At 67.9% G+C, this 26,987-nt stretch carries 20 protein-coding genes and 4 pseudogenes; 12 read left to right on the top strand and 12 right to left on the bottom strand.

Features of this window, described 5'->3' with window-relative positions; all coding sequences use genetic code 11:
• Positions 1 to 1,710 (top strand): M28 family peptidase (locus J1C73_RS14750; RefSeq protein WP_207316774.1); only part of this gene is annotated, 1,710 nt, incomplete at its 5' end.
• A 234-nt stretch (positions 1,711 to 1,944) separates the two neighbouring features.
• Here J1C73_RS14750 and J1C73_RS14745 read toward each other — a convergent pair.
• Positions 1,945 to 2,520: a tyrosine-type recombinase/integrase gene (locus tag J1C73_RS14745; RefSeq protein ID WP_207316773.1), complete on the bottom strand. Its 576-nt coding sequence runs from the start codon at positions 2,518 to 2,520 to the stop codon at positions 1,945 to 1,947.
• A gap of 3 nt (positions 2,521 to 2,523) precedes the next feature.
• On the bottom strand, positions 2,524 to 3,081 hold the full coding sequence (locus J1C73_RS14740; protein WP_207316772.1) for a site-specific integrase: 558 nt from the start codon (positions 3,079 to 3,081) through the stop codon (positions 2,524 to 2,526).
• Between the two features lie 216 nt (positions 3,082 to 3,297).
• Here J1C73_RS14740 and J1C73_RS14735 point away from each other — a divergent pair, with 216 nt between their 5' ends.
• A complete protein-coding gene (locus tag J1C73_RS14735; RefSeq protein WP_207316771.1) occupies positions 3,298 to 3,477 on the top strand; it encodes a hypothetical protein in 180 nt (59 codons plus the stop codon).
• Positions 3,478 to 3,509: 32 nt separating this feature from the next.
• Here J1C73_RS14735 and J1C73_RS14730 read toward each other — a convergent pair whose 3' ends face one another.
• Together J1C73_RS14730 and J1C73_RS14725 are read right to left on the bottom strand one after the other, a co-directional pair.
• Positions 3,510 to 4,112 (bottom strand): GNAT family N-acetyltransferase, encoded by a 603-nt coding sequence (locus J1C73_RS14730; RefSeq protein WP_207316776.1) that lies wholly within the window; start codon positions 4,110 to 4,112, stop codon positions 3,510 to 3,512.
• A 143-nt stretch (positions 4,113 to 4,255) separates the two neighbouring features.
• Positions 4,256 to 5,417 (bottom strand): annotated as a pseudogene (locus tag J1C73_RS14725) (IS30 family transposase).
• A gap of 402 nt (positions 5,418 to 5,819) precedes the next feature.
• On the opposite strand from J1C73_RS14725, the pseudogene J1C73_RS14720 reads away from it, so the two are divergent.
• The 5 genes and pseudogenes from J1C73_RS14720 to J1C73_RS34875 form a co-directional block, all read left to right on the top strand.
• Positions 5,820 to 6,362, top strand: a pseudogene (locus J1C73_RS14720) (hypothetical protein); the annotation flags it as partial.
• Between the two features lie 573 nt (positions 6,363 to 6,935).
• Positions 6,936 to 7,750 (top strand): IS5 family transposase gene (locus J1C73_RS14715; protein ID WP_443732220.1). Its coding sequence is split into 2 segments (ribosomal slippage): positions 6,936 to 7,290 and positions 7,290 to 7,750, totalling 816 coding nucleotides; the frame shifts between segments, so codons are not numbered across the junction.
• A gap of 69 nt (positions 7,751 to 7,819) precedes the next feature.
• On the top strand, positions 7,820 to 8,923 hold the full coding sequence (locus tag J1C73_RS14710) for an IS630 family transposase (protein WP_372446686.1): 1,104 nt from the start codon (positions 7,820 to 7,822) through the stop codon (positions 8,921 to 8,923).
• 53 nt (positions 8,924 to 8,976) lie between these two features.
• Positions 8,977 to 11,421, top strand: coding sequence for an ATP-binding SpoIIE family protein phosphatase (locus tag J1C73_RS14705; RefSeq protein WP_207316769.1), 2,445 nt, complete (start codon positions 8,977 to 8,979; stop codon positions 11,419 to 11,421).
• 66 nt (positions 11,422 to 11,487) lie between these two features.
• The gene (locus tag J1C73_RS34875; protein ID WP_307797694.1) at positions 11,488 to 11,811 is read left to right on the top strand and encodes a Rossmann-fold NAD(P)-binding domain-containing protein; all 324 of its coding nucleotides are present in this window, start codon (positions 11,488 to 11,490) and stop codon (positions 11,809 to 11,811) included.
• Positions 11,812 to 11,843: 32 nt separating this feature from the next.
• Here J1C73_RS34875 and J1C73_RS14695 read toward each other — a convergent pair whose 3' ends face one another.
• The 3 genes from J1C73_RS14695 to J1C73_RS14685 form a co-directional block, all read right to left on the bottom strand.
• Positions 11,844 to 12,593 carry a recombinase family protein gene (locus tag J1C73_RS14695; protein WP_242644168.1) on the bottom strand — a complete coding sequence of 250 codons (750 nt, stop codon included), beginning with the start codon at positions 12,591 to 12,593 and terminating at the stop codon, positions 11,844 to 11,846.
• A 603-nt stretch (positions 12,594 to 13,196) separates the two neighbouring features.
• Positions 13,197 to 14,408, bottom strand: coding sequence for an MFS transporter (locus J1C73_RS35740; protein ID WP_207316768.1), 1,212 nt, complete (start codon positions 14,406 to 14,408; stop codon positions 13,197 to 13,199).
• Positions 14,409 to 14,821: 413 nt separating this feature from the next.
• Positions 14,822 to 15,379 carry a Tn3 family transposase gene (locus J1C73_RS14685; protein ID WP_207316767.1) on the bottom strand — a complete coding sequence of 186 codons (558 nt, stop codon included), beginning with the start codon at positions 15,377 to 15,379 and terminating at the stop codon, positions 14,822 to 14,824.
• A gap of 42 nt (positions 15,380 to 15,421) precedes the next feature.
• On the opposite strand from J1C73_RS14685, the pseudogene J1C73_RS14680 reads away from it, so the two are divergent.
• The 3 genes and pseudogenes from J1C73_RS14680 to J1C73_RS14670 form a co-directional block, all read left to right on the top strand.
• Positions 15,422 to 15,886 (top strand): annotated as a pseudogene (locus J1C73_RS14680) (aldehyde dehydrogenase family protein); the annotation flags it as partial.
• 363 nt (positions 15,887 to 16,249) lie between these two features.
• Positions 16,250 to 17,002, top strand: a complete 753-nt coding sequence (locus J1C73_RS14675; protein WP_207316766.1) for an IclR family transcriptional regulator — start codon at positions 16,250 to 16,252, stop codon at positions 17,000 to 17,002.
• Positions 17,003 to 17,096: 94 nt separating this feature from the next.
• Entirely contained in the window at positions 17,097 to 17,534 is a 438-nt protein-coding gene (locus J1C73_RS14670) for a carboxymuconolactone decarboxylase family protein (RefSeq protein WP_207316765.1), read from the top strand.
• 1,522 nt (positions 17,535 to 19,056) lie between these two features.
• On the opposite strand, the gene istB is transcribed toward J1C73_RS14670, so the two are convergent.
• Together istB and istA are read right to left on the bottom strand one after the other, a co-directional pair.
• Positions 19,057 to 19,875, bottom strand: a complete 819-nt coding sequence (gene istB / locus J1C73_RS14665; RefSeq protein WP_207316764.1) for an IS21-like element helper ATPase IstB — start codon at positions 19,873 to 19,875, stop codon at positions 19,057 to 19,059.
• The gene (gene istA, locus J1C73_RS14660; RefSeq protein ID WP_207316763.1) at positions 19,875 to 21,155 is read right to left on the bottom strand and encodes an IS21 family transposase; all 1,281 of its coding nucleotides are present in this window, start codon (positions 21,153 to 21,155) and stop codon (positions 19,875 to 19,877) included. Before istA ends, istB begins: the two co-directional genes overlap by 1 nt.
• Before the next feature lie 357 nt (positions 21,156 to 21,512).
• On the opposite strand from istA, the gene J1C73_RS14655 reads away from it, so the two are divergent.
• Both J1C73_RS14655 and J1C73_RS36015 read left to right on the top strand, forming a co-directional pair.
• Positions 21,513 to 22,574 carry an NAD(P)/FAD-dependent oxidoreductase gene (locus tag J1C73_RS14655; RefSeq protein ID WP_207316762.1) on the top strand — a complete coding sequence of 354 codons (1,062 nt, stop codon included), beginning with the start codon at positions 21,513 to 21,515 and terminating at the stop codon, positions 22,572 to 22,574.
• Between the two features lie 113 nt (positions 22,575 to 22,687).
• Positions 22,688 to 23,227: pseudogene (locus J1C73_RS36015) on the top strand (alpha/beta hydrolase fold domain-containing protein); the annotation flags it as partial.
• Between the two features lie 399 nt (positions 23,228 to 23,626).
• Here the strand turns inward: J1C73_RS36015 and J1C73_RS14645 are convergent.
• From J1C73_RS14645 to J1C73_RS14635, 3 genes are read right to left on the bottom strand one after another with little or no spacing between them, the layout of a single operon-like run.
• A complete protein-coding gene (locus tag J1C73_RS14645; RefSeq protein WP_207316761.1) occupies positions 23,627 to 24,568 on the bottom strand; it encodes an ornithine cyclodeaminase family protein in 942 nt (313 codons plus the stop codon).
• Positions 24,565 to 25,698 carry an aminotransferase class I/II-fold pyridoxal phosphate-dependent enzyme gene (locus J1C73_RS14640; RefSeq protein ID WP_207316760.1) on the bottom strand — a complete coding sequence of 378 codons (1,134 nt, stop codon included), beginning with the start codon at positions 25,696 to 25,698 and terminating at the stop codon, positions 24,565 to 24,567. Before J1C73_RS14640 ends, J1C73_RS14645 begins: the two co-directional genes overlap by 4 nt.
• The gene (locus J1C73_RS14635; protein WP_207316759.1) at positions 25,695 to 26,348 is read right to left on the bottom strand and encodes a helix-turn-helix transcriptional regulator; all 654 of its coding nucleotides are present in this window, start codon (positions 26,346 to 26,348) and stop codon (positions 25,695 to 25,697) included. The genes J1C73_RS14640 and J1C73_RS14635 overlap by 4 nt, the downstream gene beginning before the upstream one ends.
• Between the last annotated feature and the right edge of the window lie 639 nt (positions 26,349 to 26,987).

Raw genomic sequence — 26,987 nt, 5'->3', positions numbered from 1 at the left:
CGGACCGTCGTGGTGAACATGGAGGGCCGGGGCACGTCCGGGCCCGTCGTGATGTTCCAGAAGGCAGGCACCGGTCTGACCTCCGCCGTACGGGCTTCCGGCGCGCTCACCACGTCGTTCTCCGCCGCGATCTACGAAAAACTGCCAAACGACACCGACCTGACAGTCTTCGACGAGGCCGGGATGCGCGGACTCAACTTCGCCTTCATGAACGGCTCCGCGCACTACCACACCGCCCACGACAGCATCTCCCGGCTCGATGCCGCGAGCGTGCAGGACATGGGGGACGCGGCCCTCGGAGCGGTCTGCCGGCTCGGCGGCACTGACCTCTCGCAGAGCGGTCCGGACGCCACGTACTTCTCCCTGTTCGGAACAGTCGTGTCCTACCCGGCATGGCTGGCCCTGCCGCTCGCCTTGACAGCCCTCCTAAGTGTGCCGCTGCTGCTGTGGCTCGGCCGGAGCCGAGGTCTGTCCCCCAGTGGTGCCGGACGGGCCGCCCTGACCTTCCCCCTCACGCTGATCGGCGCTGCGGCCATCGGGCTGGCCGGGTGGTCGGCGCTGAGCCTGGCCCGGCCGGACTTCGCGCTCAGCGAGGGCAGCGTCCACCACCTCGGCCGGTACGCGTGGGGCGGAGCGTTGCTGCTCCTGGTGCTGCTCGTCGCCTGGTACCGCTGGGCCCGCCGCAAGGCATCGCCGCTGGACATCGTGGCGGGTGTGCTCGGCTGGTTCGCGATGCTCGCCGTGGTCTGCGCGGTGCTGCTGCCCGGGGCCGCCTACCTCTTCACCTGGCCGGCCCTGATCGGACTGACGGTTCTCGCGGTGACACTGCGGTTCACACGGTCGGACTCCCCCTGGCGGGTGGTGGCCGGAGCAGTGACGGTCCTGCCGGTTGCGGCGCTCGTCCTGCCGGTCGTGCTTCTGCTGCTGCCCGCTCTGGGGCTGTCGCTCATAGCCGCCCCGCTGGTCCTCGCGGCACTGCTCGCAGCAGTACTGCTGAGCCTCCTGGAGCCTCTTCCCTCACGTCGTGCGTTCACCGTCGGGATGCTCGCGACGGCTGTGGCAGGTGCGGGCACGCTGGTCGTGGGCACGGCCCTCGACGGCTACAGCGCCGACGAACCCCGGCCGGTCAGCCTCGGCTACGTCCTGGAGTCCGACACGGGCAAGGCCACCTGGGTCAGCGACGGCGACACCTCCCAGCCCACCGTCGGCAAACTCCTCACCGGTGAACCGGCTCGCTTCGAAGACCGCATCCCTCCGCTGGGCGATGTCGCGCTCGCGAACGGACCGGCCAAGGCCGCACCCCTGGACACACCACTGACCAAGAACGCCTCGGCCGTCGAGACCGAGGGCGTACGTACGATCCGGGTCCGCGTCCAGGGGCCTGCCGACGCCCACACCATCGCTGTCCACGCCGACACCCGTGCCCACCAGATCCTCGGCGCCACCGTCGAGGGCGCGAAGCTCACCGGCGGACCGAAGCGACCGGAGAGCGGCTGGGGCTGGAGTTTCGACTACGCTGCCCCGCCCGCCGACGGCATCGACGTCGTCATCCGCACCCGCGGCAAGGGCCCCCTGCCCATCCGCGTCGTGTCCACCACCGCCGGCCTGCCGGACGGAGTCGGCGCGCCCACCCTGGCCACGGACGAGAGCTGGGCGAGCTGGCCCTCGGTCGCCGGACAGACCTTCGTCGTACGGACCTTCCGGATCTGACCCATCCCGCCAGGGCCGTCCGGCAGATCCCTCCACTCAGGTTGTGACCGGGACAGTCCGGTTGTCCGGTTCAGCGAGAGGCGCAGAGGCACGCAGGACTGTCGTCATCGTTGTCCTCGGCTGTGTCACCCCTGGGAGGCGATCAGCGCCGTCTTCGAAAGTCACGCATCGCTGGTGTTGATCGGTTGAGGGCGTGTGGGGGTTGGGCGGGGCCCGTGTCACGGGCAAGCGCGGTCACCGGTTGTTCTCCAGGGCGCGGGTGTAGTCGGCGAGCACGGCCTCGTCGGAGACGCGGGTGTAAACCTTCGTCGACTCCGGCGATGCATGTCCCAATCGCTTCTGTAGCAACAGCTCCCGCATCCCGCCCTCCCACATCGCTGTGGCGTGAGTGTGTCGTAGCGCGTGGGGCGTGGTCTCCGGCGTGCGCAGGCCGAGCTTGTCCAGCCTCCGTGCGAACAGCCGCACCACCGCGTCGTAGCCCAGCGGCTCCAGGCGGCGGGTGCCCTTCCCGCCGACCAGGAACACGAACGGGTTGGTCGCGTCGAGCGGGCGCTCGTGCATCACGTAGCGGCTGACCGCGTCCAGGGTGCGAGGCTCGTGCAGGTCCACGACCCGTTCAGTGCGGGACTTGCCGCGGGCCCCGCGCGGGTGGTCGTCCCGTTTGCGGAACGTCACCCGGCGTCGGTCGTAGGAGATGTCGTCCAGGTGTAGCAACAGCACCTCGCCCGGCCGCAGCCCGCCGTCCAGCATCAACAGGAACACCGCCAGATCCCGCAGCCGTTTCAGGCTGCCGATGAACTGCTCCAGCACCGCCTAGCCCACCGGACGCAGCAGTCGCCGCGGCTGCTTGACCGTCACCGTGCGACGCATCGGCTGCTGACGGCTCGCGCGGGCCATGAACGGCTGATGCCGGTCGGGCACCCGGGCCAGTGCCGGGTCAAGGCGCTTCTGCATCGGAAAGTCGCCGTCATACTCCTCGGCGACCACCGCCCAGTCATAGAAGCTGGAGACGGCTGCCAAAATCCGGTTCACTGTCGCCGGAGCGAGCAGGCTGCCCGGTGCTTCCGGGCCGCCGACCACCACCGTCAGGCCCAGTCGCTGGGCCGGCCGCCGCGACGGTGCCCGCCGCAGGAACGCCAGCAGCCTCAACGCGTCCGGGCCCCGGAACTCGCACCAGTCCATGTCCTCAGCAGCGAGGAAGGTGAACAGGCGTCGCAGGTCGTACGCGTACGCACAGATCGTGTGCGGCGAGAAGCCCCGGTCGACCAGATGATCCAGAAACCGGCAGGCCGCCGCGATCGGTTCGCCGTTGCCATCGACCAACCGGACTCGCCGTACGACACCGCCATCGCGTTCCTTGACCACCCGCACACCGGCCTCCCCAAGCCTGCACTCAGGTGGCCCAACGAACCCCGCACCTCACTCGCCACGGCGCCGGTTCAGACCTCACTGGAGGTGTCCAGATAAGGAGGTGTACGGCCGGTTCGAGCTGGACATGAACAGCCGCCTCGACCCTCTCCTGACCACCCAGACCGCGACGGTCCCCGGGCCGCGTGCGCCCGGCGGCAAGGCGGCCGTCGCCCCGGCGTGAACGGGCTGACTCAGTCAGCACCGTGGATGGCGGCGGCGCCGCGGGCAATCACCATCGTGCGGGGACCGGTCTCGATCCACGGCGGCTTCATCTCACCCGCTCCGGCCACCGGCGCCCTACGCCCGCTGCGCGGCCCGGGCGCGGGCGGGCTCGACGAGGACGAAAAGGCGGTCTGAGCCCAGCCCCCACCGGTCGGATTCTCAGGCTGTCAGCGAGGATCCCTGCGCATGCACCACGTGCGGGGGCCGTTGTCGGGGAGCTGGACATCGGCGGTGACCTTGAAGCCGAGGCGTTCGTAGAACCGCACGTTTGCCTCGCTGGAGGTTTCCAGAAACGCCGGATACCCAGCGCGCTCGGCCTCCTGGATGCCGGGAATCAGTACAGTGCTGCCGAGACGCTTCCCCTGGGCCTCAGGGGCGGTGGCCACGGTCTCCAGGAACCATCCCGGCTCCTCGGGCCGGTACGGGGCCATGGCCGTGTCCGCGGTCTCGGAAGCGGCGGCCCGGTCGCCGCTGAGTTCGCCGAGGAGCGGTCCGAGTTCGGCGAAGGCGGGCGAGGGGTCCTGGCCGGGAACGGCCCAGACGGCCACGGCGCGACCTTCGTCGGCGACCCAGACACGGCCATACACCATGCCGATACGGGTCAGGCATAGCTCCTGGTAACGCCGGATCCGCTCCTCATGACCATCCGCCGCGATCACGTGCCGCGTGAAGGGGTAGTCGGCGAAGGCGCGGGCGAGAGTATCGACCGCAGTGGGAACGTCGGCGTCGGTGATGGGACGTACGGAAGGGGCGCTCTGGTGCTGTGGCATGTTCACCAACCAATCTTGACAACACGCTACTGCCTCGACAACCCATTTGACCGGGCACCTATGCCCTACCCGACGCCCCCGAGAAGCGATGCCCTTCCGCCCCGGTGCCCCACCGTCACACCTGTCATCAAACGATGGCGAGCTCAAGCGGTCAACGTATCACCGCTGTTCAGGAGGCCAGCGTACCCCTCTGACGGAGCGCGATAGCCGTGGGTCTTGCGCGGACGATAGTTGAGCTCGAAGGCGATGGCGTCCAGATCGGTCTGGCTGAACGTGCGGAGGTCCGCGCCCTTGGAGAGGCACTGCCGAAGCAGCCGGTTGGTGTTCTCGTTGGTGCCGCGCTGCCACGGACTGCGCAGCTTGCAGAGGTAGATCGGCATCCCGGTCTCGGCGGTGATGGCCTGGTTGCCATCTCCCGGCCTCGGTCCCAGGTGAGCGTTCGTCGTAGCTGGGGCGGGATGCCGAGAAGGCTCCTGGTGAGGTGCGGAGCTACCTGCTCAGCCTTGATGCCGTCCGGCAGCGCAACGATGGCCGTGTAGCGGCTGGTGCGCTCGACGAGCGTGGCGATGGCCGAGGGCCGGGTGCCCATCACGAGGTCGCCTTCCCAATGGCCGGGAACCTTGCGGTCCTCGACCTCGGCGGGGCGGTCGGTGATGCACACCATGCCGCGGATGATGCCCCGTCCCGTAGGCCGGCGGGCGATCTTCGGGCGGCGCATGGGCCTGGCTGACCGCAGTCGCTGGGTGAGGCTGCGGTCGATTGCTTGGCGCCGGCGAGGGTCGTAGAGCGAGAGGTAGATCGCTTCGTGCGAGATCTGCATGGAGGCGTCACCAGGAAACTGCCGTCGCAGCCATCCTGCGATCTGCTCGGGTGACCAGCACAGAGCCAGCTTGGCCTCCACCAGGGCGCGCAGAGCGGGCCGTTGGGCGAGCCTGGCCTGCTTGGGTCGGAGCCCGCGCTCGTAGGCGATCGCATCGGCCGACGCGGCTCGGTAGCGGTCCCGGCCGCCGTTGCGGGCGATCTCGCGGGAGACGGTCGAAGGCGATCTGCCCAGCCGTTTGGCTAATTGTCCGGCCGATTCTCCGGCGGCGATCCCGCAGGTTCCTTGCGCTCGCTGCCGCTCAGATGCCGCTCGGATCGTGTATGAGGGGGGGTGAGGCTGACGCCGCCGCTCTGGTACAGGAAGCGACGAGCGTGCTGCATCGGTGCCCCGAGCGCCCGCCCGATCAAGCTGAATGACTGCCCCTCGCGCCAGCGTCTCCAAGTCTCGACCTGCTGAGCTGGCGAAAACCCGTAGTCACGCACCTGTGCCTCCACGATCACGTGATCATCCGTGGGTGGTGCGTTGATCACTTGAGGGTGCCATCATTTGACGACAGGCGGCCCGAGCGTCCAATGGACCCGTGCAATCCGGGGTTCGCGGCGGCCCGAGTCCAATCAGATCCGATGGTGGTTGCTGACAAGGTTTGACGACAGCCAGGTCCGGTCCTCCGTACGGAAGGGGCCCTCGGTGGCGAACCTGGTCTACAAGCGGGTCTCGACCGACCAGCAGTCGACCGCCCGGCAGAACCTCGTCCTGGACGAGGCCGGGATCGAAGACCCGGTCGTCTTCGAGGGGGCCCCGACACCTCCAGCCGCCTCCACCCACTCCAGCGCCCGAAGCTCCGCGCACTCCTCGACTACGCCCGGCCCGGCGACACCGTCCACCTCTCCGAGATGTGCCGCCTCTTACGCGGCACCGGCCACATCCTCGACGTGCTCGACGTCCTCTATCGCGACCAGGTGGCCCTGCGCATCCACGACGGCGCGTTCTCCGTCATGGTCCTCACCGCCCGCCACCCGCGCACCGGCGAGCTGCTGGCCACTGTGAGTCCATGGTGCAGACCTCACCACCGACCTACGAGGGCCTGCGCGCCGCCGAGGCCAAGGGCAGCAAGGGCGGACGCCGCCCTGCCGTGGCGGTCGAGAAGACCGGTGACGTGCGCACCGCGTACCTGGGGGCCGATCGATTGCCGCCCTCTCCCGCGACCACAGCGTCAGCCGCGGCGCCATCCGCACCGCCGTCGCCGACCTCCTGCCCGACGGCAACGCCACCGAGGAGAGCGCCCCGGCCCCGGAGCCGGCGGTCACTCTCGACATGCCGGGCAAGTCGCCGACTTCCTCCGCGCCGCCGATCTGGAGCCCGCCGAGCGGGCCGCGCTCGACCAAAGCATGCGATCCGGCATCGCGTGTGACTGGCTCGGCCGGTGAGAAAGTCAGGGTGTGGTCGCGGCGTTTGAGTCGCATTTTGCGGCTATCTCGCAGGACGAACCGTGCGAGATGATCAACGCTCTGCTCGCGGACGGCACTGGAAGCGTGCACGACGGCTTGCCGCCACATTTGCCTTTCGCATCGGACGGTCGAGATCCCAAAGCTGCGTGAAAGCCGTGACCGCAGGTGCTCTGGCCATCTCCGCAATGGAGATCAGCCGCGTTCGCGCCGGCTCGCCCGGAGACGGTGCCGGATGCGATGTGGACTGCGGGCCGTGCGTCGCGGACGGTGGAGAGCGGGGCCCCCAACGGAGCCCGTCGTGCTTCAGGGGCGGGGCAGAGGGTTCGGAGCGCCGCCAGCCTGGAACAGGATGTGCGCGCACCATTACACTCCGCAGGCAGGGGTGGTGGAGGCTCCAGAGCCTCCGCCGCGACGTACTACCTTCCGGATGGCGGACGCGGGCACGAGCCCAGCTTGCTGCACCACGCAGGAATGTGGCCAGCGTCAGAAAGCCGACCCGGCGGCAATCAATCGGCGGAACTAAGAAGTCATCTCATTTGGTTGGGTAGGCTGTTGGCCGTGGCGGGGATTGTTGAGCGGCTGGTGCCGGATGATTTGTGGGAGTTGTTCCAGCGGGTGGTGCCGGAGGCGCCGTCGCGGCCTCAGGGCGGTGGTCGGCGGCGCCACGGTGACCGGGAGGTCCTGGCTGCGATCGTGTTCGTGGCCACGTCGGGCTGCACGTGGCAGCAGCTGCCCGCGGCGTCGTTCGGGCCGTCCGGCGCGACGGCCCACCGCCGGTTCGCCGAGTGGACGAAGGCCAGGGTGTGGGCCAAGCTCCACCGCCTGGTCCTCGATGAACTCGGCTCCCGCGGCGACCTGGACTGGTCGAGGTGCGCGATCGACTCGGTGAACATGCGGGCCCTGAAAAGGGGGACCTGACAGGTCCGAATCCTGTCGACCGGGGCAAGTACGGCTCAAAGATCCACCTGATCACCGAGCGGACCGGTCTGCCCCTGTCCGTCGGCATCTCGGGCGCCAACGTCCACGACAGCCAGGCCCTGATCCCACTCGTGAAGGGCATACCCCCGATCCGCTCCCGCCGGGGTCCTCGCCGACGCAAGCCCGCAAAACTCCACGCCGACAAGGGCTACGACTACCGCCACCTGCGGCAATGGCTGGCAGGGCGCGGCATCCGGCACCGCATCGCCCGCAAAGGCGTCGAGTCCTCGCAGCGGCTCGGGCGGCACCGCTGGACCATAGAACGCACCATGGCCTGGCTCACCGGCTGCCGCCGACTCCACCGCCGCTACGAACGCAAAGCCGAGCACTTCCTCGCCTTCACCAGCATCGCCTGCACCCTCATCTGCTACCGCAGGCTCACCAATTGAGATGACTTCTAAGCTAGTGTCCTGCGCCGGAGATCCGTCGTTAGTTCCTGTATGAGTGATTCTTCGGGTGTGCCCGCACCGCGTCGTGGTCCGAAGCTGGAACCGTTGTTGTTGTCCGCTGATGAGCGTGCGGTGTTGGAGCGTTGGGCCCGGCGGGCGACGTCTGCGCAGGCGGTGGCGTTACGGGCGCGGATCGTGTTGGCGTGTGCAGGCCCTGACGTTCCGCCGATTGTTGTGGTGGCGCGGGATCTTCGGGTAGCGGCGGATACGGTCCGCAAGTGGCGTCGGCGGTTCCTGGCCGGCCGGCTGGACGGGTTGGTGGACGAGCCCCGGCCGGGCCGGCCGCCCGCCATCAGCGTTGACCAGGTGGAGGCGGTCGTGGTCAGCACGTTGGAGGAGATGCCGAAGAACGCCACCCACTGGTCGCGTAAGTCGATGGCCGACCGCAGTGGGCTGTCGAAGTCGACCGTGGGCCGAATCTGGCGGAAGTTCCGTCTCAAGCCTCATCTGACGGACACCTTCAAACTGTCGACGGACCCCTTGTTCGTGGAGAAGGTCTACGACGTGGTCGGGCTGCACTTCAATCCGCCCGAAGGGGCGGTGGTGCTGTCGGTGGACGAGAAGTCGCAGATCCAGGCGCTGGACCGGTCCCAGCCGGTGCTGCCGATAATGCCGGGCATGCCCGAGCGTCGCACCCATGACTACATCCGCAATGGCCTGACCACCCTCTTCGCGGCCTTCGACGTCGCGACCGGCGAAGTCATCACCTCGCTGCACCGCCGGCACCGGGCAGCGGAGTTCAAGAAGTTCCTCATCAAGATCGAGAAGGAGGTTCCTGGGCACCTCCAGGTCCACCTGATCTGCGACAATTACGGCACTCACAAGACACCGGCCATCAAGGCATGGCTGGCCAAACACCCCCGATTCCACCTGCACTTCACCCCCACCGGTTCGTCCTGGATCAACCAGGTGGAGAGGTGGTTCGGCTTCCTCGCCGACCAGAAGATCCGCCGCGGTACACACAAAAGCGTGCGTTCCCTGGAAGCCGACATCCGAGCGTGGGTCAAGGAATGGAACGAAAACCCAACACCGTTCATCTGGACCAAGACAGCCGAAGAGATCCTCGACTCACTCGCCCGGTTCTGCCAACGAATCTCCGGCGCAGGACACTAGGTCATAGCGCCATGCTGATGCGGGCAGGGATACCTGAGAACGAACGAGTGGCCATGGACGGGTACGACGCTATACCGGCTGAGCCCCCGGTGGATCAGGGGCCTGTGTTGTTCGGCCTGAATACAGCCGTGGTGGATGAGCACGGCATTGTCACGGAGTGGAGCACTCGTGCCGAGCGACTGCTCGGCTACTCGTCCTCCGAGGTCGTGGGGCATTCCGCAGCCGGCCTGCTCTTTAGGCCGTTGCCCGAAGCGGTCAGGCATGACTTCATGACGCGCTCACCCTGGGGCGGCGAGATCGAACTTCGACACCGGAACGGCAACAGTGTCACCGCGCAGCTACTGGCCGTTCCCACGACGGAGAACGACGGAGCCCCGCGGACGTTGCTGGTGGCCGACTCGGGGATCGAGCGCCGCCCACGCGGGGACGAAGTACTCATGGATTTGGCGTTCAAGCAGGCGGCTTTCGTCACGGGCATCTACGACGGGGACGGCCGACTGCTCCGGATGAGCGATGAATGCGCCAAGGTGATCGGCGTCAGCGAGGACGAGGCACGCGGACTGCGTCTCACGGAGTTTCTGCCGGGTCCCACCTATACGGAGGTCGAAAAAATGATCTTCGTGGCGTTGAAGACCGGTGAACCGGCGAACCTACAGACGTTTCTGCAGACGCCGGGCGAGTCCCGCCCCCACGCATGGGCTCTCTTCGTCTGCCCACTCAAAGAGGTATCCGGCCGTGTACAAGGCGCATGGGTCTGCGCGCTCGACATCACCGTTGAGTACGAGGCACGGGAGAGGCTCGCCCTGTTGGACGAGGCCGGTGCTCGCATCGGGACCACACTGAATGTGGAACGTACCGCTCGGGAACTGGCCCGGGTGACCGTACCGCGGTTCGCCGATGTCGCCTGTGTCGATCTTCTGGAATCCGTGCTTCGCAGTGAGGAGCCAGCCTCCGACCTGGCTCCCGGAGGAGTGGTGCTGCGACGGGTCGCGCGCGCGACCGTCCAAGAAGATGCCACCCCATCTGCCATGACGCAGAGAAAGGCGAAGGCCTACCCGAATTCCTCTCCCTCGGGCAGTTGCCTGGCGTCCGGTGTCCCTGTCCTGGTGAGACCAGGGAACGCCTACTTCGACCACTGGGTCGCAGAGCTCCAGCCTCCGGCAGGGCAAACCCACGACTGCGACATCGACTCGGTAATGGCTGTGCCGCTGCGTGCCCGCGGGCACCCCCTCGGCATGGCCGTCTTCGGGCGCCGGGGGCGCCCGGATCCTTTCGCCAAGGACGATCTCGTCCTCGCTGGGGAACTCGTGGCCAGAGCGGCGGTCTGCGTGGACAACGCGCGCCGGTACACCCGCGAGCGGGCGACGGCGGTCGCCCTCCAGCGGAGTCTGCTGCCACGCCGACTGCCCAGCCAGTCGGCGGTGGAAGCCGCCAGCCGCTACCTGCCCGCAGGCTCCCGGGTCGGCGTGGGCGGTGACTGGTTCGACGTCATTCCCCTGTCCGGCGCCCGAGTCGCCCTGGCCGTCGGGGACGTCGTTGGGCACGGTATCCATGCTTCCGCCACGATGGCGGGGTTGCGCACTGCGGTCCGTACACTTGCCGACGTCGACCTTTCCCCCGACGAACTCCTCACCCAGCTCGACGACTTGGTCATCAGCTGGTCCGCGGACCCAGAACTGGACGAGGGCGGCGACGTCTCCAGCGAGATCGGCGCCACCTTCCTGTACGCCGTATACGACCCGATCTCTCGCCGCTGCACCCTCGCCCGCGCCGGACATCCACAGCCGGCGATTGTCACACCGGATGGCTCCGTCGATTTCCTCGACCTGCCCGCCGGTCCCCCGCTGGGCCTGGGCGGTCTACCGTTCGAGACCACCGAGCTGGAACTTCCGGAAGGAAGTCTGCTCGTCCTGTTCACCGACGGCTTGATCGAATCCTACGACCGAGACATCGATCTCGGGCTTGACAGGCTGCGCCAGACCCTGGAGGCGTCTGCCGGGCCGCTGGAGACCATCTGCGACAACGTGCTCGACAGCATGCTCCCTGAGCGCCACACCGACGACGTCGCACTGCTGATCGCCCGGACCCGGACGCTCGATGCCGACCGGGTGGCCACCTGGGAGCTGCCCGCCGACCCCGCTGTCGTCGGCGGGGCCCGCAAGGAAGCAGCCGCCCGGCTGGCCGCATGGGGACTGGACGACGCTGTCTTCGTCATGGAGTTGGTCGTCAGTGAACTGGTCACCAACGCCATCCGGTACGCACACGCGCCCATCGTGCTGCGGCTGATCCATGACCAGGCCCTCATCTGCGAGGTATCCGACGCCAGCACCACCGCTCCGCACCTCCGCCGGGCGCGCACCTTTGACGAGGGCGGTCGTGGCCTGTTCCTGGTCGCTCAGCTCTCCGAACGCTGGGGCACTCGTCACACCGCGGCAGGCAAGACGATCTGGGCCGAGTGTGCAGTATCGGGCTCTTCTGGAAGCGTGTCCCTGTACTGAGACCGAAAGGCGAGCGCCGAGCGGCGGATGTGACGAGGACGTCACCGGTACAGATCGTGGCGCGATATACAGACGTGGCCTGGTCAGAGGTGTGGTCCGGAGCGGATCACCGGCACGCCCGAGTTTACCGTCAAGATCGCCACCGGCTTCTACCGCAACCCCGCCGCCGGCCTGCCTACGAACCACGGCCTGGTCTGCGTCGTCAGCGCCCGCACCGGCCAGATCCGCGCGATCCTCGACGACCAGGGCCTGCTCACCGCCTGGCGCACCGCCGCCGCGGGCGCTCTGGCAACCCACGCCATGGCCCGGCCCGCCGCCGCCACCCTGGCCGTGTTCGGCACCGGAGAACAGGCCGGGGTATCGCCGAGATACGGGGCAAAGGGGCAATGAGTTGACCTTGAAGCCCTGACAGGCATCCAGGCCTACTCGGCGCCGTCGGCGTCCTCGACGAGGATGCGGTAGACGGTGGCGACCGAGGGCCGCTTGCCCTGGTTCTTGCCCGAGGTGATGACGAGCTTGCGGGCGATCTCGGGAACAGGTATGCCGTTGGCCCGCAGGGATCGTGCGTACGCGGCCATGTCGTCGTCGACGACCTTCGGACGTCCGCCATGCCGGCCGCGTTCACGGGCGGACGCCTGGCCTTCGAGGGACTTCTCCCGGATGTACTCGCGCTCGGACTCGGCCATGCCAGCGAAGAACGCGAACAGGGCGGCGCCGTGCCCGGACGGGTCGTAGACACCCTGGAGGGGACCGGTGAGGAGTTCGAGCTGGATGTCGTGGTGGCGCAGGTCCTCGGCGATGGCCAGCAGTTCGGCGGCGCCGCGGCCCAGGCGCTTCATCTCGTGCACGGTGAAGATCACCCGCTGGTGCGGGGCGGCCTTCTTGATGGTGCGGGCGAAGTCCATCGCCTTGACGAACTCCGGCCGCACCTTGACCCGGGTGCTGATCTTCTCCGAGAAAACCGGATCGCACCCGGCTTCCGCCAAGGCGTCGAGCTGGCTCTGAAGCTCCTGCTGGGCGGTACTGCAACGGGCATACCCCACCCTCGCGGGCTTCGTCGCGGCTTCCGGCGCGGCGGCGCCGATGGCCGGGCCCATCTCCCACGCGCGGCCGGGTCCGCGGTCGGTAGGGGTCTTCACCTCCAGTTCGGCGCGGAGCTGGGGGACGAGCATGAAGCGCGGGGTGTGGTACTTCGGGGCGACCTTGCCGCCGCGGGTGCGCAGGTGCTTCCGGCGGGCGCCTCACATGTCGGACGGTCGAACTGTTCGACGGCGGCGGCCGGTTCGGCGAGCTCTGGCATGTCGCAGAACCTATCGCGAGCGACATTGCGCGAAAGCTGTTTTGCGAAAGATTGTGAGAACCAAGATCAGAGGCAAACCGGACACGGCCCGGCGGGGTCTCCGGTCTCTCAGAACTACTCATTTCTGCAAGCGCGAAGCGTGACACCCTTTCAACGGTGGTTGCGTGGCGGCCTGGGCGCTCTCGATCTGGAGTTCGTTCCGCTCCTGGGCCGCCGCGAGATGACCAGCGACGCCAACGGCCTGTCAGAGGTTGCTGCCCCTTCGACCCTTCGACGAACAGACCGTCGTCGAAGGGTGGATATGTGAGGGGCCCCGGCGGCGCGCCGCCGGGGCCCCTCACTGTCAAGCCAGTCCCCACCGTGGTTGGGGCGACCGATCCGCCGGCCCCATGGCCGACCACCCCGTCCTGGCTTCTATGGAGCACCGCACGCCAGCACCAACGCCCTGACCGCTCGGGAGGTCGGGGGCTGCTGATCAGCCTTGCTCGCAACGGTCGGGAGCGTGGTCCGCAGGCGACTCGATCTTGCGCAGCCGTGTGAATGGCACAGCGGAGGCGAGCGCGAGAGCAATCGCGCCCACGAGCAAGAGGGCGAGCCAGGCGCCGGACCTGTCGATGACGAGTCCTGCCGCGGCGGATGCCAGCGATGCGCCGAGGTTTACGGAGGTGTTGATCCATGTCGACGCTTCCGTCCGGCTGGTGTCCGGAACGATGGTGTCGGCGATGAGGTATCCGGTGATGAGGGACGGGGCGAGGAAGAGGCCGATGAGGGCGAGGCCTGCGGCGAAGAGACCGAGTGTGTCCAGCTGGGACACGAACATCGCAGCAAGTCCCATGCCGACGCACAGGGCGAACAGCCTTTTGCCGATTCCCGACTTGAGGTTCAGCTGCCCATAGAGGAAACCCCCGAGAGCACTTCCGCCGGCAAAGGCCGCCAGGAGCCAGCCCGAAGCTGCGACAGCATCATGTTCAGCAGCGGTGGCTGGCGCTGCGATCTCCGCGACGCCCAATACACCACCGACGCCCAGCAGGACGACCAATACCCTTGCGAAACCTGGCTGTCGCAGTGGGCGATCACCTTGCGCGCCGCTCCCTCCTGCCCCGCGCAGCGCCCCCGATGACGCACTGGACGTCATCGCTGCAGTGCCGAGGGAAACCGCTGCCGCGGTCACCCAGAGCCCAGTGCTGGGAGAACTGGCCACGATGACCGCGGTGATGATGACAGGACCACCGACGAAGAGGAGCTCTTCGCAAACCGCGTCGATACTGAATGCCTTTGTTCGCTGGTCACCGGCTGTTGTGAGCGATGCCCAGACCATTCGCATCGCCGCCCCCAGGGGTGGCGCTGTCAGGCCGACCACCGCACTGAGAACGAGGAACCAGATATCCGCGACACTCTCGGCTTCCGTGATGAGCGCGAGAGCGATGAACCCAGATGCCTGGCCCGAGGCCATCGTGGTGAGCGCGATCCGTTGACCGAATCGATCGACGGCCCGGGCACGCCAGGGGGCGGCGAGGACGTTGGCGATGCCGAACACCGCTGTTGCGAAACCGGCCTGCGTGTACGAACCCGTGCTGTCCTGGACGGCGAGGAGGAGAGCAAGACCACCCATCGCGAGGGCAGACCGGCCAATCAGGGCGGGAAGGAAGGCGCGAAGAGCGCCAGGAAGGAGAAGAACTGCGAGCACGAAGAAGCTCCGATGATGTGCGACCGACGCTGAACGCGAGGCCGCCAAGAATCTGACGGCTATCGAGGTCCGGAGGGCAGGACAGAGCGCACCCTCAACGGATCAGAACCTGGACGGGAGAGACCCAGGACCGTCAGATGAACATCACGATGAACATCCGGAAAGGATACCAGGACGCGGCCAGCATGCCGGATTGGGTAATTCCGCGCCGGTGACCTCCCCTACTGCCGAAGGCCGCATCTCTTCCAGACTGAGCTGCCCAAGACCGGCGACGTGCCGAAGGGTGACCCGCTCAAACCGCGGGAGCGGATCGAGCGCGTCCTGGACGACAACCACGCCGCCGACCTGCCGGGTCCGGGGGAGCTCGGGCGCCTCGTCCATGGCCTCATGACGACGACCCGCTCGCGGCCGGGTCAGGCGGCCTGGCGGAGACCGGCGGCGGTCAGGTCCTGGTCGCGGAGCTGAGTGAAGTCGACATCGAGCTTCGGGTCGTACGCCTCGGGCTGGATGCCGAGTTCGTGCGTGCTGTACTCGCCGAACCGGTTGATGTGCTCGGTCAGGTAGGGCGAGATGTGCGCCAGGTCTGCCGACTCGATCGTCCAGCCCTCCTCCAGCAGCTGTCGCACGATCTCGGCGATGTCCAGGGCGTTGTGAAAAATGGCCGCGTTCGTGAGCAGAGCATTGAATCTCATCACCTTCTCCTGCTCGACCGGGTCGTTGTCCGCGATGACCCCGCGGTTGCCGAAGCCGATCCACTGCGAGAAGCCGTTGAATGCTTCGGTCTTGTTCGTCGCCGCGGTTACCCGCCGGCGAAGCGCCGGATCACAGAGGTACCGCAATAGCTGGACGGTGCGGAGCACGCGGCCGACCTCGCGGAAGGCCGCGTAGGTGGCGTTCTTCTTGGAGCCCGAGCGTAGCCGCTTGAGCAGCGTGGACGAGGAGATCGCCCCCTCCCGTACGGAGACCGCCACCTTCACTCTTCGAACGCGCTCGGCCCGCTCTTCGACACCCGGCAGCGCGACCGCGTCCACAGCGTCGTGACCGGGGCCGTTGCCAAGGGCGCAACCCTCACGGCCGGTGGCTCCTACGACGGCCTCTACTACCGGCCGACGGTGCTGACCGACGTCACATCCGACAACCTTGCCTGGTCGGAGGAGATATTCGGCCCGGTCGCCCCGATCCAGGTGTACGACGACGTCGACGAGGCGATCGAGATCATCGACGCCTCCGAGTACGGCCTGTCGGTGTCGATCTTGACGTCGAACACGTACGCCGCGTTCGAGCTGTCCGACCGCATCGACGCGGGCGCGGTCCACATCAATGACTCGACCGTCGACGACGAGGCGGTCGCCCCCTTCGGTGGTTGGAAGGGGTCCGGGGCCGGCGGACGGTTCGGTGGGCCGAACGCCAATATCGAGACCTTCACCGAGACGCAGTGGGTCACGCTCCAGAGCGACATCGAGCGCTATCCGTTCTGAAGCTCCGCCGGGATGAGTGGCACCTGACCCCTGGCGCCAGCAATCCGGTCTGGAATCGTTGCCTGAACTGGTCCTTCGTGGGCTCCGGGCGAAGAAGCAGAACACCCGGGAGTCGCCGGACATCCACCGCGGTGAGAGGGGCGGTGTTGGTGACGTCATCTGCCACCACTACCCTCTCGATGGTCCGGGCTGCGAGGAGGGCGGCCAGGAAGGCGTGAGCAAGCATGGCCAGGATGATGTGCCGGCACCGGCCCGTACGGCGACGCACCTCGTACTGGCCCAGACCGCACTCTGGCCGTTCTTATGCCGTGAGGAATAATTGCTTCTGCTGTGAAGAACAAACCGTCCTACTCGATCACTTCCGTGGACCATGCCTTGCACCTCGCCTCCCTGCTCCAGCAGGAGGGCCCGGTGCGGGTGACCGATGCGGCCAAACGCCTCGGTCTCTCTGCCTCCACCGCGCACCGCCTGCTCGCGATGCTGGTCTACCGGGACTTCGCAGAGCAGATGCCGGACCGCAGATACCGTGCCGGCAAGGTACTTCGGCCTGTGGAGATGTCCGAGGCACCGGTGGTAGTGCTCCGTAGAGTCGCCCTGCCTCATCTGCAGCGCCTGGTGGGCGAGACTCAGGAGTCCGCGAACGTGATGGTGCTCGCGGGGACGGAGGTCCGGTTCATCGCCACCGTCGAGTGCCATCAGATCCTCCGTGTCGGCGACCGCGTAGGACGGTCATTGCCAGCCCATATGGCGTCAGGGGGGAAGCCGATCCTCGCCGCGCTGCCGCCGGACCAGCTGACCGCCTTGTACGACGGCGCGGACGGTATCGAGCTTCCCTGGCTCAAGCGCGAACTCGCGCTCGTCCGCAAGCGCGGCTTCGCCATCAACGACCAGCGCACCGAGACCGGCCTGACCGCCGTGGGCATGCTGATCCGGAACCCGGTCGGCGAGCCCGAGGCGGGCCTGTCGCTCGCCATGCCGACGGCCCGGTTCGACCGGGACATGCTGGATCTCGCGGCCGGGTGGTCCCCTTCGTCGGCGAGCCCGGCCATGAACGGCTCGCCGAATTGCCCCAGCGGCTCGGGGACGGACGACGCGAACCGATCGCCGGCGAGGTGAGGCCACTGTACAGAGCACCCGCCATGTTCACCCCGGGCCGGATGACGACCGGGCCCACCGCCGCATGAACGAACGCATCTCAGTAAGGAAGACCATGAGCACCGTGAACCTCGGTAAGCAGCACCCTGACACCTATAAGAGCCTGGGGGCGCTCGACGCCCAGGCCGACACCGCCGCGCGGGAGGCGGGGCTCGATCCTCTGCTCGCCGAGCTGGTGCGAATCCGGGTCTCCCAGCTCAACGGCTGCGCCTTCTGCTTGCGCATGCACACCCGCGACGCCCTCGCCAAGGGCGAGAGCACCGACCGCCTCGCCGTCCTGGCCGCCTGGTGGGAGTCGCAGTACTTCACCGCCCAGGAACGCTCGGCCCTCGCCCTGGCCGAGCAGGTCACCGAACTGAACGTCCCGGAGCGGCACACCTGGGACGACGGTTCCCTCACCGACGAGCAGGTCTCCGCAGTCAGCTGGCTCGCGATCGTCATGAACGCCTGGAATCGGGTCGCCGTCAGCAGCCACTATCGGGTCGCCCCCTGAAGCTGGTGCGATGCCGTGGACAACGCCCCGCTCGTCCCAGAAGGACTCCTGATCGGCCATGACCGATCCCGCCGCAGGTCCGAGGCCGACACGCTGCGGCCCGCACCTGCGGCGGTAGGTCCCTGGCTCGGAGTGAGGAGCGTCCGAGGCGACAGAAGGCGGCTTCGGACGCCCCTTCCCGTACATGGCCTGCGGTTGGCCACCTACCACCGCACGCACGGTGTGCGGTACTTCCACGGCCGCTGCTCGATCGGCGGCGACACCCTGTGGGGTGTCAACCACGGCAAGAAAAGTACCGCCAGCATGCCGGCCGCGCCGAAATCAAATCCGTGCCGACCGCGGCTGCTGGCGGCCGTGGAAGCCGACGGCGGGGAGGGATCCGACCTGCGAGTACGGGAGTACGGGAGTTGACGGTCGCGGTGGGCTGGGATCCGGTGCCATCGAGGACGGAGAACCTGCGGTCGAAGGCGAAACGGCTCGCGGAACGGGGCTGGGTGGTGGCTGACGCGACGGGCAGCCGGTTCATGCCGCGGCCACGGCTCACCATGGAGTAATGGCTGTCTTCATGCGGCAGCCACTGCCGGATCACCCGACGGGGAACCCCCGAACCGTCGTTCCACCACCAGACGACTCTGCCTTCGCAGATGACTTCTCAGACCCGCCACACCCCCACCACGTCGTATGCGCCCTCGCCAAAAGTGGCGCTCTTCACCTTGCTCTTCGCCTCGCTCGTCATACCACTCATGGCGATCACCTCCACCCCGAGCGTGTACCACCGATCAACAGGCCAACAAAAAGTTGGCCATTTTCCGCAAACCCCACCAGCGACACCCATACCGCCTACATATCAGGCACTATCACGTCGCAGTGCGATCTTGTGGTGGACGGTGCGATGCGGCGTTTGGACCTCCCCGCCGTGCGGACGCTTTCTGCGTAACTCCCCGTGACCCCGCTGGGCCTCTGCGGCCGACACATGCTTCGCTACGAGATCCAGGACTTGTCGGCCGGAGCCAACTCCCCGCGCAATGCGGCCGATGGCTGTCTGCCTGAGGCGAGCCGGGCTCGGTCTCCAAACACCGCACACTCCAATGTGCTGCGGCAGTGAATCGAGCTGCGACTGGAATTTCCGGGGGAGGGTCGAGCGTCGGGACTCTCCGATGCGGGTGCCCACGCTCGGGGTGTCCGGGCCGACGGCGCGGGCGCTATCGGGCGCGGGCACCGACGTGCCGGGCTGCTATGACCGGCAGGGGCGAGGGGGCACGTGCAGGAGATCCGCGAGTCCGAGCACCTTCGTGACGAGTAGGTGTGACAGGTCCGGAGGCGTTGAGCGTTACAGGGTGGGCAGGGGCCCGACGCCGTCCACTTGGACGTAGCTGCGGCTTGAGTGCCAGCCATGACCCCGCGTACCAAACGTTTCCCAGAGCGGGACCGGTTCCACCTGTGGCGTGAGTGTCGGCGGCGGCTGAATCCTGACCCGGTTTGGGCGGTCGAACTTTGACCCACTGGGTCTGGTTGCTGTTGTTCAGTCGGTGTCGTGTGTGGCGGTGGGGACGCGTCCGAGCTGGCGTCCGCGCATGCGGTAGGAGTCGCCTTTGAGGGAGTGGACCTCGGCGTGGTGGACGAGGCGGTCGATCATGGCGGCTGCCACGGTCTCGTCGCCGAAGACCTCTCCCCAGCGTCCGAAGGGTTTGTTGCTCGTGACGATCACGCTCGCTCGTTCGTATCTGTTCGATATCAGCTGGAAGAACAGGTTCGCGGCCTCGGCTTCGAAGGGGATGTAGCCGACCTCGTCGATCACGATCAGTGGATAGCGGCTGAGCTTGGTGAGCTCGGCCTGGAGGTGTCCGGCGTGATGGGCGGCGGCCAGGCGGTCGACCCATTCGGCAGCGGTAGCGAACGCGACGCGGTGGCCGGCCTGGCAGGCTCGGACCGCTAGTCCGATTGCCAGATGTGTTTTCCCGGTGCCCGGCGGGCCCAGGAAGACGGTGTTCTCCTTCGCGGCGATGAAGTCCAACGTGCCCAGATGCGCGAGCTGTTGGCGAGTTATGCCGCGCAGATGGGTGACGTCGAGTTCCTCGATCGTTTTCATCGCGGGGAAGCGGGCGGACCGGATGCGGGCCTCGCCGCCGTGGGACTCGCGGGCGGAAACCTCCCGCTGGAGGCAGGCGACCAGGAACTCGGTATGTGTCCAGGTCTCCTTCAACGCGCGTTCGGCCAGCCGCTCGGCGGCGTCCAGTAGCGCCGGGGCCTTCATCGCCCGGGTCAGGAAGGATAGGTCGGAGGCGGTCTGGCGGCCGGTTTGGGGCTTGCCGGGGCTGGCCTTGGTGGCGGTGGGTGGCATCAGGAGGCCTCCGGCTCGTCGTGTCCGCCGCCGCCCTCGATGAGCGTGAACATGCGGTCATAGGAATCGAGTTGTCGTTGTTCGACCTCGACGAGGTCAGCCGCGGTGGCGGCGCCTGCCTGGCGGGTGGTCAGGGCCCGGGAGGCTTGGTGGTGGCGGTAGTCGCCTCGCAGGAGGGCTGCGGCGCGGGCATGGACGGGGTCGGTGATCGTCTGCTGTTTGGCCCAGCAGCGCGGGTGGCGGGCGACTTCGGCTCCGCCGGGGCTGAGGGTGACGATGACCTCGTTGGTGTCTGTGCGGACCTGGACTTTCTTGCCGATGGCCAGGGGGTGCACGGAGTAGTCGCAGGTATCGACGCGAATGTAGTGGTCGCGGCCGATGCGGGTCGCGAAGCGCCACCAGCGAGGCGGATCGACGGGCGGCAGGGCGAGCATCTGGGACCGGTCGGCTTCCCACCGGTCGATCGGGCGGGCCCCCAGGGTGCGGTGCTGACGCCGGTTGGCGATGTTCAGCCAGGCGGTCAGCTGGGTGTTGAAGTCGTCCGGTCCGGTGAAGGTGCGGCCGGGCAGGAATGACGTTTCCAGATAGCCGTTGGCCCTCTCCACCAGCCCTTTCGCCTCCGGATCACGAGGCCGGCAGAGATAGATTCGGGTGGCGAGAAGGCCCGCGAACGCGGCGAAGTCAGTGGTCACCTTGCCGCGGCCGATGCCGGCCTCGTTGTCCCAGACCAGCATCCGTGGGACCGCGTTCCAGCAGGTCAGCAGCTTCCAGTGTCCGTCGATCAGGTCGCCGGTGGTGCGGGTGGGCAGCATCCGTGCGGCAATGATCCGCGAGTAGTCCGAGACCATCACGAGGACCGGAGGGCGTCCGCTCTGCCCGTAGCCCAGCGGGATGTCGACCGGTGGGAACCATAGATCGCACTGGGCCAGCTCGCCGGGCCGATACGTCGTGCGCGAGACCGGATCCACGGGCAGATAGGCCGGACGCAACTCACGGACCCGGTCCTTGAGGACCGTCATGCCCTTCTCCCAGCCGATCCGCTCGGCGATCACAGTCGACGGCATGGTCGGAGCCTGCTTCAGCAATTCCCGGATCTGCGGCTCGACGACGTCGACCGCCGAGCCCCTGACCGGCCGGGAGTACACCGGCGGCCGGTCGGTGGCCAGCGCCCGCTTCACGGTGTTCTTCGAGATACCCAGATGCCGGGCGATCGCCCTGATCGGCATCTGCTCGGCCCGGTGCAGCCTGCGAATCTCTGCCCAGTCCTCCACGGAAATCACCCTCTTCTCCTGACCTTCGATCAAGATCAGGATGGTCGGAAGACCACGAGGCGGGTCAGTTTTGATCCGCCGTCAGAGGGTCACGATTCACCCGTCGCCGACAGTGAGATCAAAGGGTGGCAGCGAATCCGCGATCCGACCGTGCTTCCGCCGGCCGTTCCGATCTTGCTCGGCAGAAGGACCCCGTTTGCGATACGCGAACCGCTCCCGCACAGGTGAACGCCAGCCCTCGGACCGCATGGGCATATTGCCAGATACTGCGATGACTTACCTGAGTTGAAAGGTGCCCTGCCTGACCCCTTGCTGAAACGGCACAATCTCTTGCCACTTCGAAGCCAAGAACCGCACGATGCCGGTATGAGTGAGAACGATCTGAAGCACGAGGACGGTCGGGTGTGGGATGTCGCGGTGGTCGGGGGCGGGGTGGCTGGCCTTGCGGCTGCTCTGACGTTGGCCAGGGCCCGTCGGTCGGTGGTGGTGATGGATGCGGGTGAACCGCGGAACGCTCCGGCCGTGAATGCCGGTGCGCACGGTGTTTGGGTGCGAGAGGGCATTTCTCCCCTGAAACTGCTGCGGCTGGGATGTGAGGAAATCGCCTCCTACGGCGGCAGACTCGTTTCCGGACGGGTGACACAGGTGCATCGCGTCGGTGAGGAGTTCTCGGTCGTGACCGAGGACTGGCAGCGCGTGCGGGCGCGGCGTGTGCTGGTGACGACGGGGCTGGTGGATGAGCTTCCGGATGTGCCGGGGCTGGCCGCGAGGCGGGGGCGGGATGTGCTGCACTGCGCGTACTGCCACGACGGAGAGATCCGCGACCGTGCGATCGGGGTGCTCAGCAGTTTTCACCAGGCATTGCTGTTCCGGCAGGTGTCAACGGACGTCACGCTGTTCCGGCACACGGGAGCGGATCTCACGGACGGGCAGTGGGAGCAGCTCGCCGGCCTGGGTGTCGGGGTGGTGGACGGCGAGGTCGGCGCCTTGGAGGTCGATGATCGGGACCGTCTGGCGGGGTTGCGTCTGGCTTCAGGTGCGGTGGTGCCGGTTCGCAAACTGGTGGTCTCGCCGCGTTTCGTGGCGCGCGTCGGCTTCCTCGGCGGGCTCGGCCTGACGGTGCGGGAGCACCCGATGGGCGTCGGCGAGCAGGTGGTTGTGGACGGCACCGGGTTCACCGGGGTCGCGGGCGTGTGGGCGGCGGGGAACGTCAGCGATGTACTGGCGGGCATTCCGGCCGCATCGGCGGCGGGGGTCACCGCCGCCGCGGCGATCAACATGAATCTGCTGACGACCGACGCCCGGAGGACTGCTGCGGCCCGCGCGGCGGGTGCTGAGGTGTTCAGCGGGGTGATGGAGAGCGGGGTGTCGCGGCGGGTGCTGGGCACGCGCGTGCACGGTCTGGATTCTCTGCTGGATAACAGCTGAAGGGAACGTGGTGGCAGAAGGACCGTTTTCGACCGCACCTGCTGCACAAAGATCGAAGGCGTCCGCAAGGACTCAAGCTGCTGGGCAGAAACGACAGCCTCACTCTCACTGTGATGTCAACTACAAGGGCTTACGACCCGATTGCGCTTACGCCCGATATATCCGCTATTGCACGTCAGTCGTCCGGTGGGTCACCCCCGTCCAGCCGGAGGAGAACCGATATGACCACACCACGCGGCGCGGGGTCCGCGAGCACGGCCCTTGCCGCACTTCGATCCGGAACTCGCCCCGGCACTCGCACTGTTGACCGAAGTCATGCCGTCCGCGATCCTGCCGTCCATGAACTCTTCGCTCCGGACTGCCGTTGCCGAACAGCGGCTCTCCGCCGAGGAACTGGCACGCGGCGGGGAGATCGGGGCTGCGGAGCACCGGATACCGGGGCCGCCCGGCACGCCCGCCGTCTCGCTACTGGTCTGCCGCCCCAGTGCCGCCACCGGCGCCTCTACTTCACGCACGGTGGCGGAATAATCCTGGGTGACAACCGCAGCCTCATCGGGGAAATGCTTGACTGGGTGCAGCAGTTCGAAGTCGTCCTCGTATCGGTCGACTACCAGCTCGCTCCGGAACACCCCTATCCCGCCGGAATCGAGGACGTGTACACGGGTCTGGTCTGGACCGCGAACCACGCCGCAGACCTTGGCATCGACCCAGATGCCGAGGATGCTGCAGAGCCGCTTCACGCCGTAACGGCGCTGGAAGTCGGCGACACACTGAAAGCGGTTCACCAGCGTCTCCCCGGCGAAATACTTCGCCGCCCTGCGCAAGAAGGTCCGCGAGCTGGAGGAGAAATGCGAGAACTTGGCCGAGGTCTCGCCCCACCTGACCGACAAGATCATGCGGTTCGGCGAGTACTCACGAGCTCGACTTGGCACCGGAGGCGTACGAGCCGCACTTGGAAGTCGACTTCACCGTGCCGGTGGCGACAGGGCGGCAGTTGCCCGAGGAGGCGGCGAACTGTCCGTCCGCTGCCTCGCTCAGGCAGTCTCAACGGCCTATGGGGCCAGTTCGCGCAGGACGGCGGAGGCGAGTGCCGCGTCAAGGGCGCCGAGTCCGGTGAGGTCGGCGACCGTGATCGCACCGTCCGCCCGCTCGACGGGCCTGTCGAGCAGGAGACCGATTGGTGTGTCGCCGGTGTCGGTCGTGGTCCCGGCTCGCACGGCGTGGCCGAAGTCTCCGTGGTCCAGGCACTGTTGGTGGTCGTCGGTGGCGATCAGTGCCGCACGGGCGAAAAGTGCTGGCGGCAGTTCGTTCTTGTGGGGCATGTCGGTGCCGATGCCGGTGACGTGCGCGCCCGCGCGGACGTCACCGGCCTGCAGGACCGGAGCCGTGGCCGGTGTGGTGGTGAGGACCATGTCGGCTGCGGCCGCCTCGTCGGCCGAGGCGGGCCGGGCGTGAAGCCCGAGTGCGTCGAACTCCTCGCACAGCGACCTGGCCCTGTCCTGGCTGCGGCCGTGGACGAGCACCGTGTCGATCTGGCGGAGCCGGGCCAGCCACTCGACCTGGAGGCGGGCCTGTTCTCCGGTGCCGAACACGGCCAGGGTGGCGGCGGCGGGCCGGGCCATGGCGTGGGTTGCCAGAGCGCCCGCGGCGGCGGTGCGCCAGGCGGTGAGCAGGCCCTGGTCGTCGAGGATCGCGCGGATCTGGCCGGTGCGGGCGCTGACGACGCAGACCAGGCCGTGGTTCGTAGGCAGGCCGGCGGCGGGGTTGCGGTAGAAGCCGGTGGCGATCTTGACGGTAAAGTCGGGCGTGTCGGTGACCCAGCCGGCCTTGACGTGGCAGTCGCCATCGGCGTCGGGGAACTGCAGGTGCAGCGGTGACGGCACGGTGGTGCGGCCGTGGGCGTGGGCGATCAGCGCGTCGCGGACGGCGGTGAGAACCAGCCCCGGGGTGGTGGCGTGCTTGATCGCGGTGGTGTCGAGGACGAGTGGAGTCACTGGTTGACTCGCAGCCACTGGGCGAAGGCGGCCAGGCCCTCCTCGGGGTTGGCGCGGCCGACGCCGATGCGGAAACGGTCGGTGGGGGTGTGGGTTAGCTCGGAGCGGTAGATGCTGGCGGGCAGCAGCAGGACGCCGGCTTCCTCGACCAGACGGGTGCAGAACTCCTCCACTCCGTCCGGGCCGAGGTAGCGGGGATAGGCGACGCAGCCGCCGTCCGGGGACTGCCACTCGAAGAGGTCGGCGAATTCGGCGAAGAACGCGTCGAAGAGCGGCAGGTTGCGGGCGATGAGTGCCCGGTTGCGGTCCAGGATCGTGGCGCGGGCCTTGAGCGCGATGCGGGCCAGGACTTCGCTAGGGGCGGAGTTGCAGATGGTGGTGTAGTGCTTGGCCCGCTCCATTCGGGACAGCAGCTTGCGGTCGCGGCAGGTGATCCAGCCGAGCCGCAGGCCCGGCAGGCCGAGCGACTTGGAGGTGACGTTCAGTGACAAGGCTCGCTCGGACAAGTCGGCGGCCTGCGGCAGGGTGTGGGCCGCATCGCGCTCCAGGCCGCGGTAGACCTCGTCGCTGAACAGGTGGATGCCGCGCTCGTCGCACAGCCGCGCCAGCTCGGTGAAGTCGGCTGCGCTGATGACCTTGCCGGTGGGGTTGTTCGGAAAGTTCACCGAGACGACCCGAGTGTTCGGGCGGATCGCCGCCCTCACCGCGTCGAGGTCCAGGGCCCAGTCCCGGTCGGGGTCGAGGGCGACGCCGGTGACCTCGCACAGGGCGAGCGGCACGGTCTCGGCCGCCTGGTAGTTCGGGGTCACCACCACCGCGTGGTCGCTCTCGCCCAGCAGCACATTCATCGCCAGGTAGAGGGCCTCCTCGGCGCCGGCGAAGCAGATCACGTCGGCCGCGTCCGCCCGCTCGTACATCCCTGCGATCGCCTCGCGCAGGGCCGGGTCGCCATAGGTCTCGGTGTAGCCCAGCGACAGGTTCTCGAACGCGGCGCGGTCCTGGTCATCGGCCAGGGCGAGCAGCTCGCCGAGGGTCATGGTCTGCACGTCGGAGGCGGTCAGGTGGTGGCGCGCGGTGAACTCCCACCGAGAGAAGTAGGTTTCCAGGCGGAAGTCAGGCAGGCGGGTCATGGCGTGTGGTCCTTCGTGCCGGGTGCTCGGAGTTCGGCCAGCAGGCCGTAGAGGGTGGATCGGGAGACGCGCAGGGCGGCGGCGACGACGGGGTTGGCGCGGCGCACGGCGAAGATCTTGGCCTCGTCCAGGCGGGCGAGAACGGCCAAGCGGTCGGGTCGGGTCAGCCGCTCGACGGGGCGGCCGCACTCGCGCACGTACGCGCCGACGATGTGCTGGACGCGCTCGTGCCAGTCCTGCTCGAACAGTGGCTCCGGCCGGGGCGTCGTCGGGGCTCCGAACGCGGACAGCACAGCTGCAGCCTGTTCCAGCGGCGTGCGGTCGAGATTGACGCACAGCACCGCGGCGGCCTTCCCGTCCGGCTCGCGCAGGACCGCGCTGACCGACGACAGCCGTCGGCCATCCGCGAGCAGTTTCTCGTACGGACCGAACACGTCCCGCGCGGATGGGTCCAGCACGTCCAGCTCGCCCAGCAGCGAAGGGTCCCCCGGACCGCGGGAGCCCATCGGATTCCAGATCGCCAGGATCCGGTCGGTATCCGGGTCGTGCAGGACCACCTCGGCATACGGCCCGAGCAGCAGCGCGACGGCCCGGCCCACGGGCGCCCACATCCGGACCCGGTGATCTGTGCTTTCTTCGGCAGTCTCCACGCTCTGGACTATAGGTCCAAGTTGGACCACTGGTCCAGAATCAGGGGCTCGACGCCGCCGCCAGCAGGGCAAACACGGCGGCCGGCCCCCGTCATCACCGACGACATGCTGCACACCTCGCTGCGGCGCAGGGCGGCCGGCGAGTCCGTCGGGCAGATCCGCCCCGGCCTGATCATCCCCACCGGCAAGCACAGAGCCAGAACCCCGGGGTGGCAGGCGAGCGGAAGGACTCCGGTGAGCGGGGGCCGAGCGTGCCCGCGCGGGAGCTGCTGAAGTTCAGCACGCCCAAGGATCCCGCGGTGCCGGGCGGTTCGTGAAGCTGCGGTGATCGAGCCGGAGAACACGTTCTGGCGGCGCGGTATCCAGGCATGCGTGCGGTACGTGAAGGAGACCGGGACAAATCAGTTGCGGGTGCCGTACGGCTGCATCCCCCCGACGACTGGGTTCCGGCCGGGTTTCCGCAGGGGACCTGTCGCGCTGGCCGGCGGAAATCCCACAGAGCGGGCCGACTGGATCCAGGGCGGGTAGAACAGCCCGGTGGGGCGCTCACATGTCGGCCAGCAACGTCGCGGGGCGCTCGACGCAGTCGGCCACGTAGCGCAGGAAGCCGCCGACCACGCCGCCGTCGCAGACCCGGTG

This window comes from Streptomyces laculatispora (genome assembly GCF_017353455.1).
Classification (GTDB): domain Bacteria; phylum Actinomycetota; class Actinomycetes; order Streptomycetales; family Streptomycetaceae; genus Streptomyces; species Streptomyces laculatispora.
Note: the sequence above shows the minus strand (reverse complement) of the source record. Positions and strands in the feature narration are given on the sequence as shown.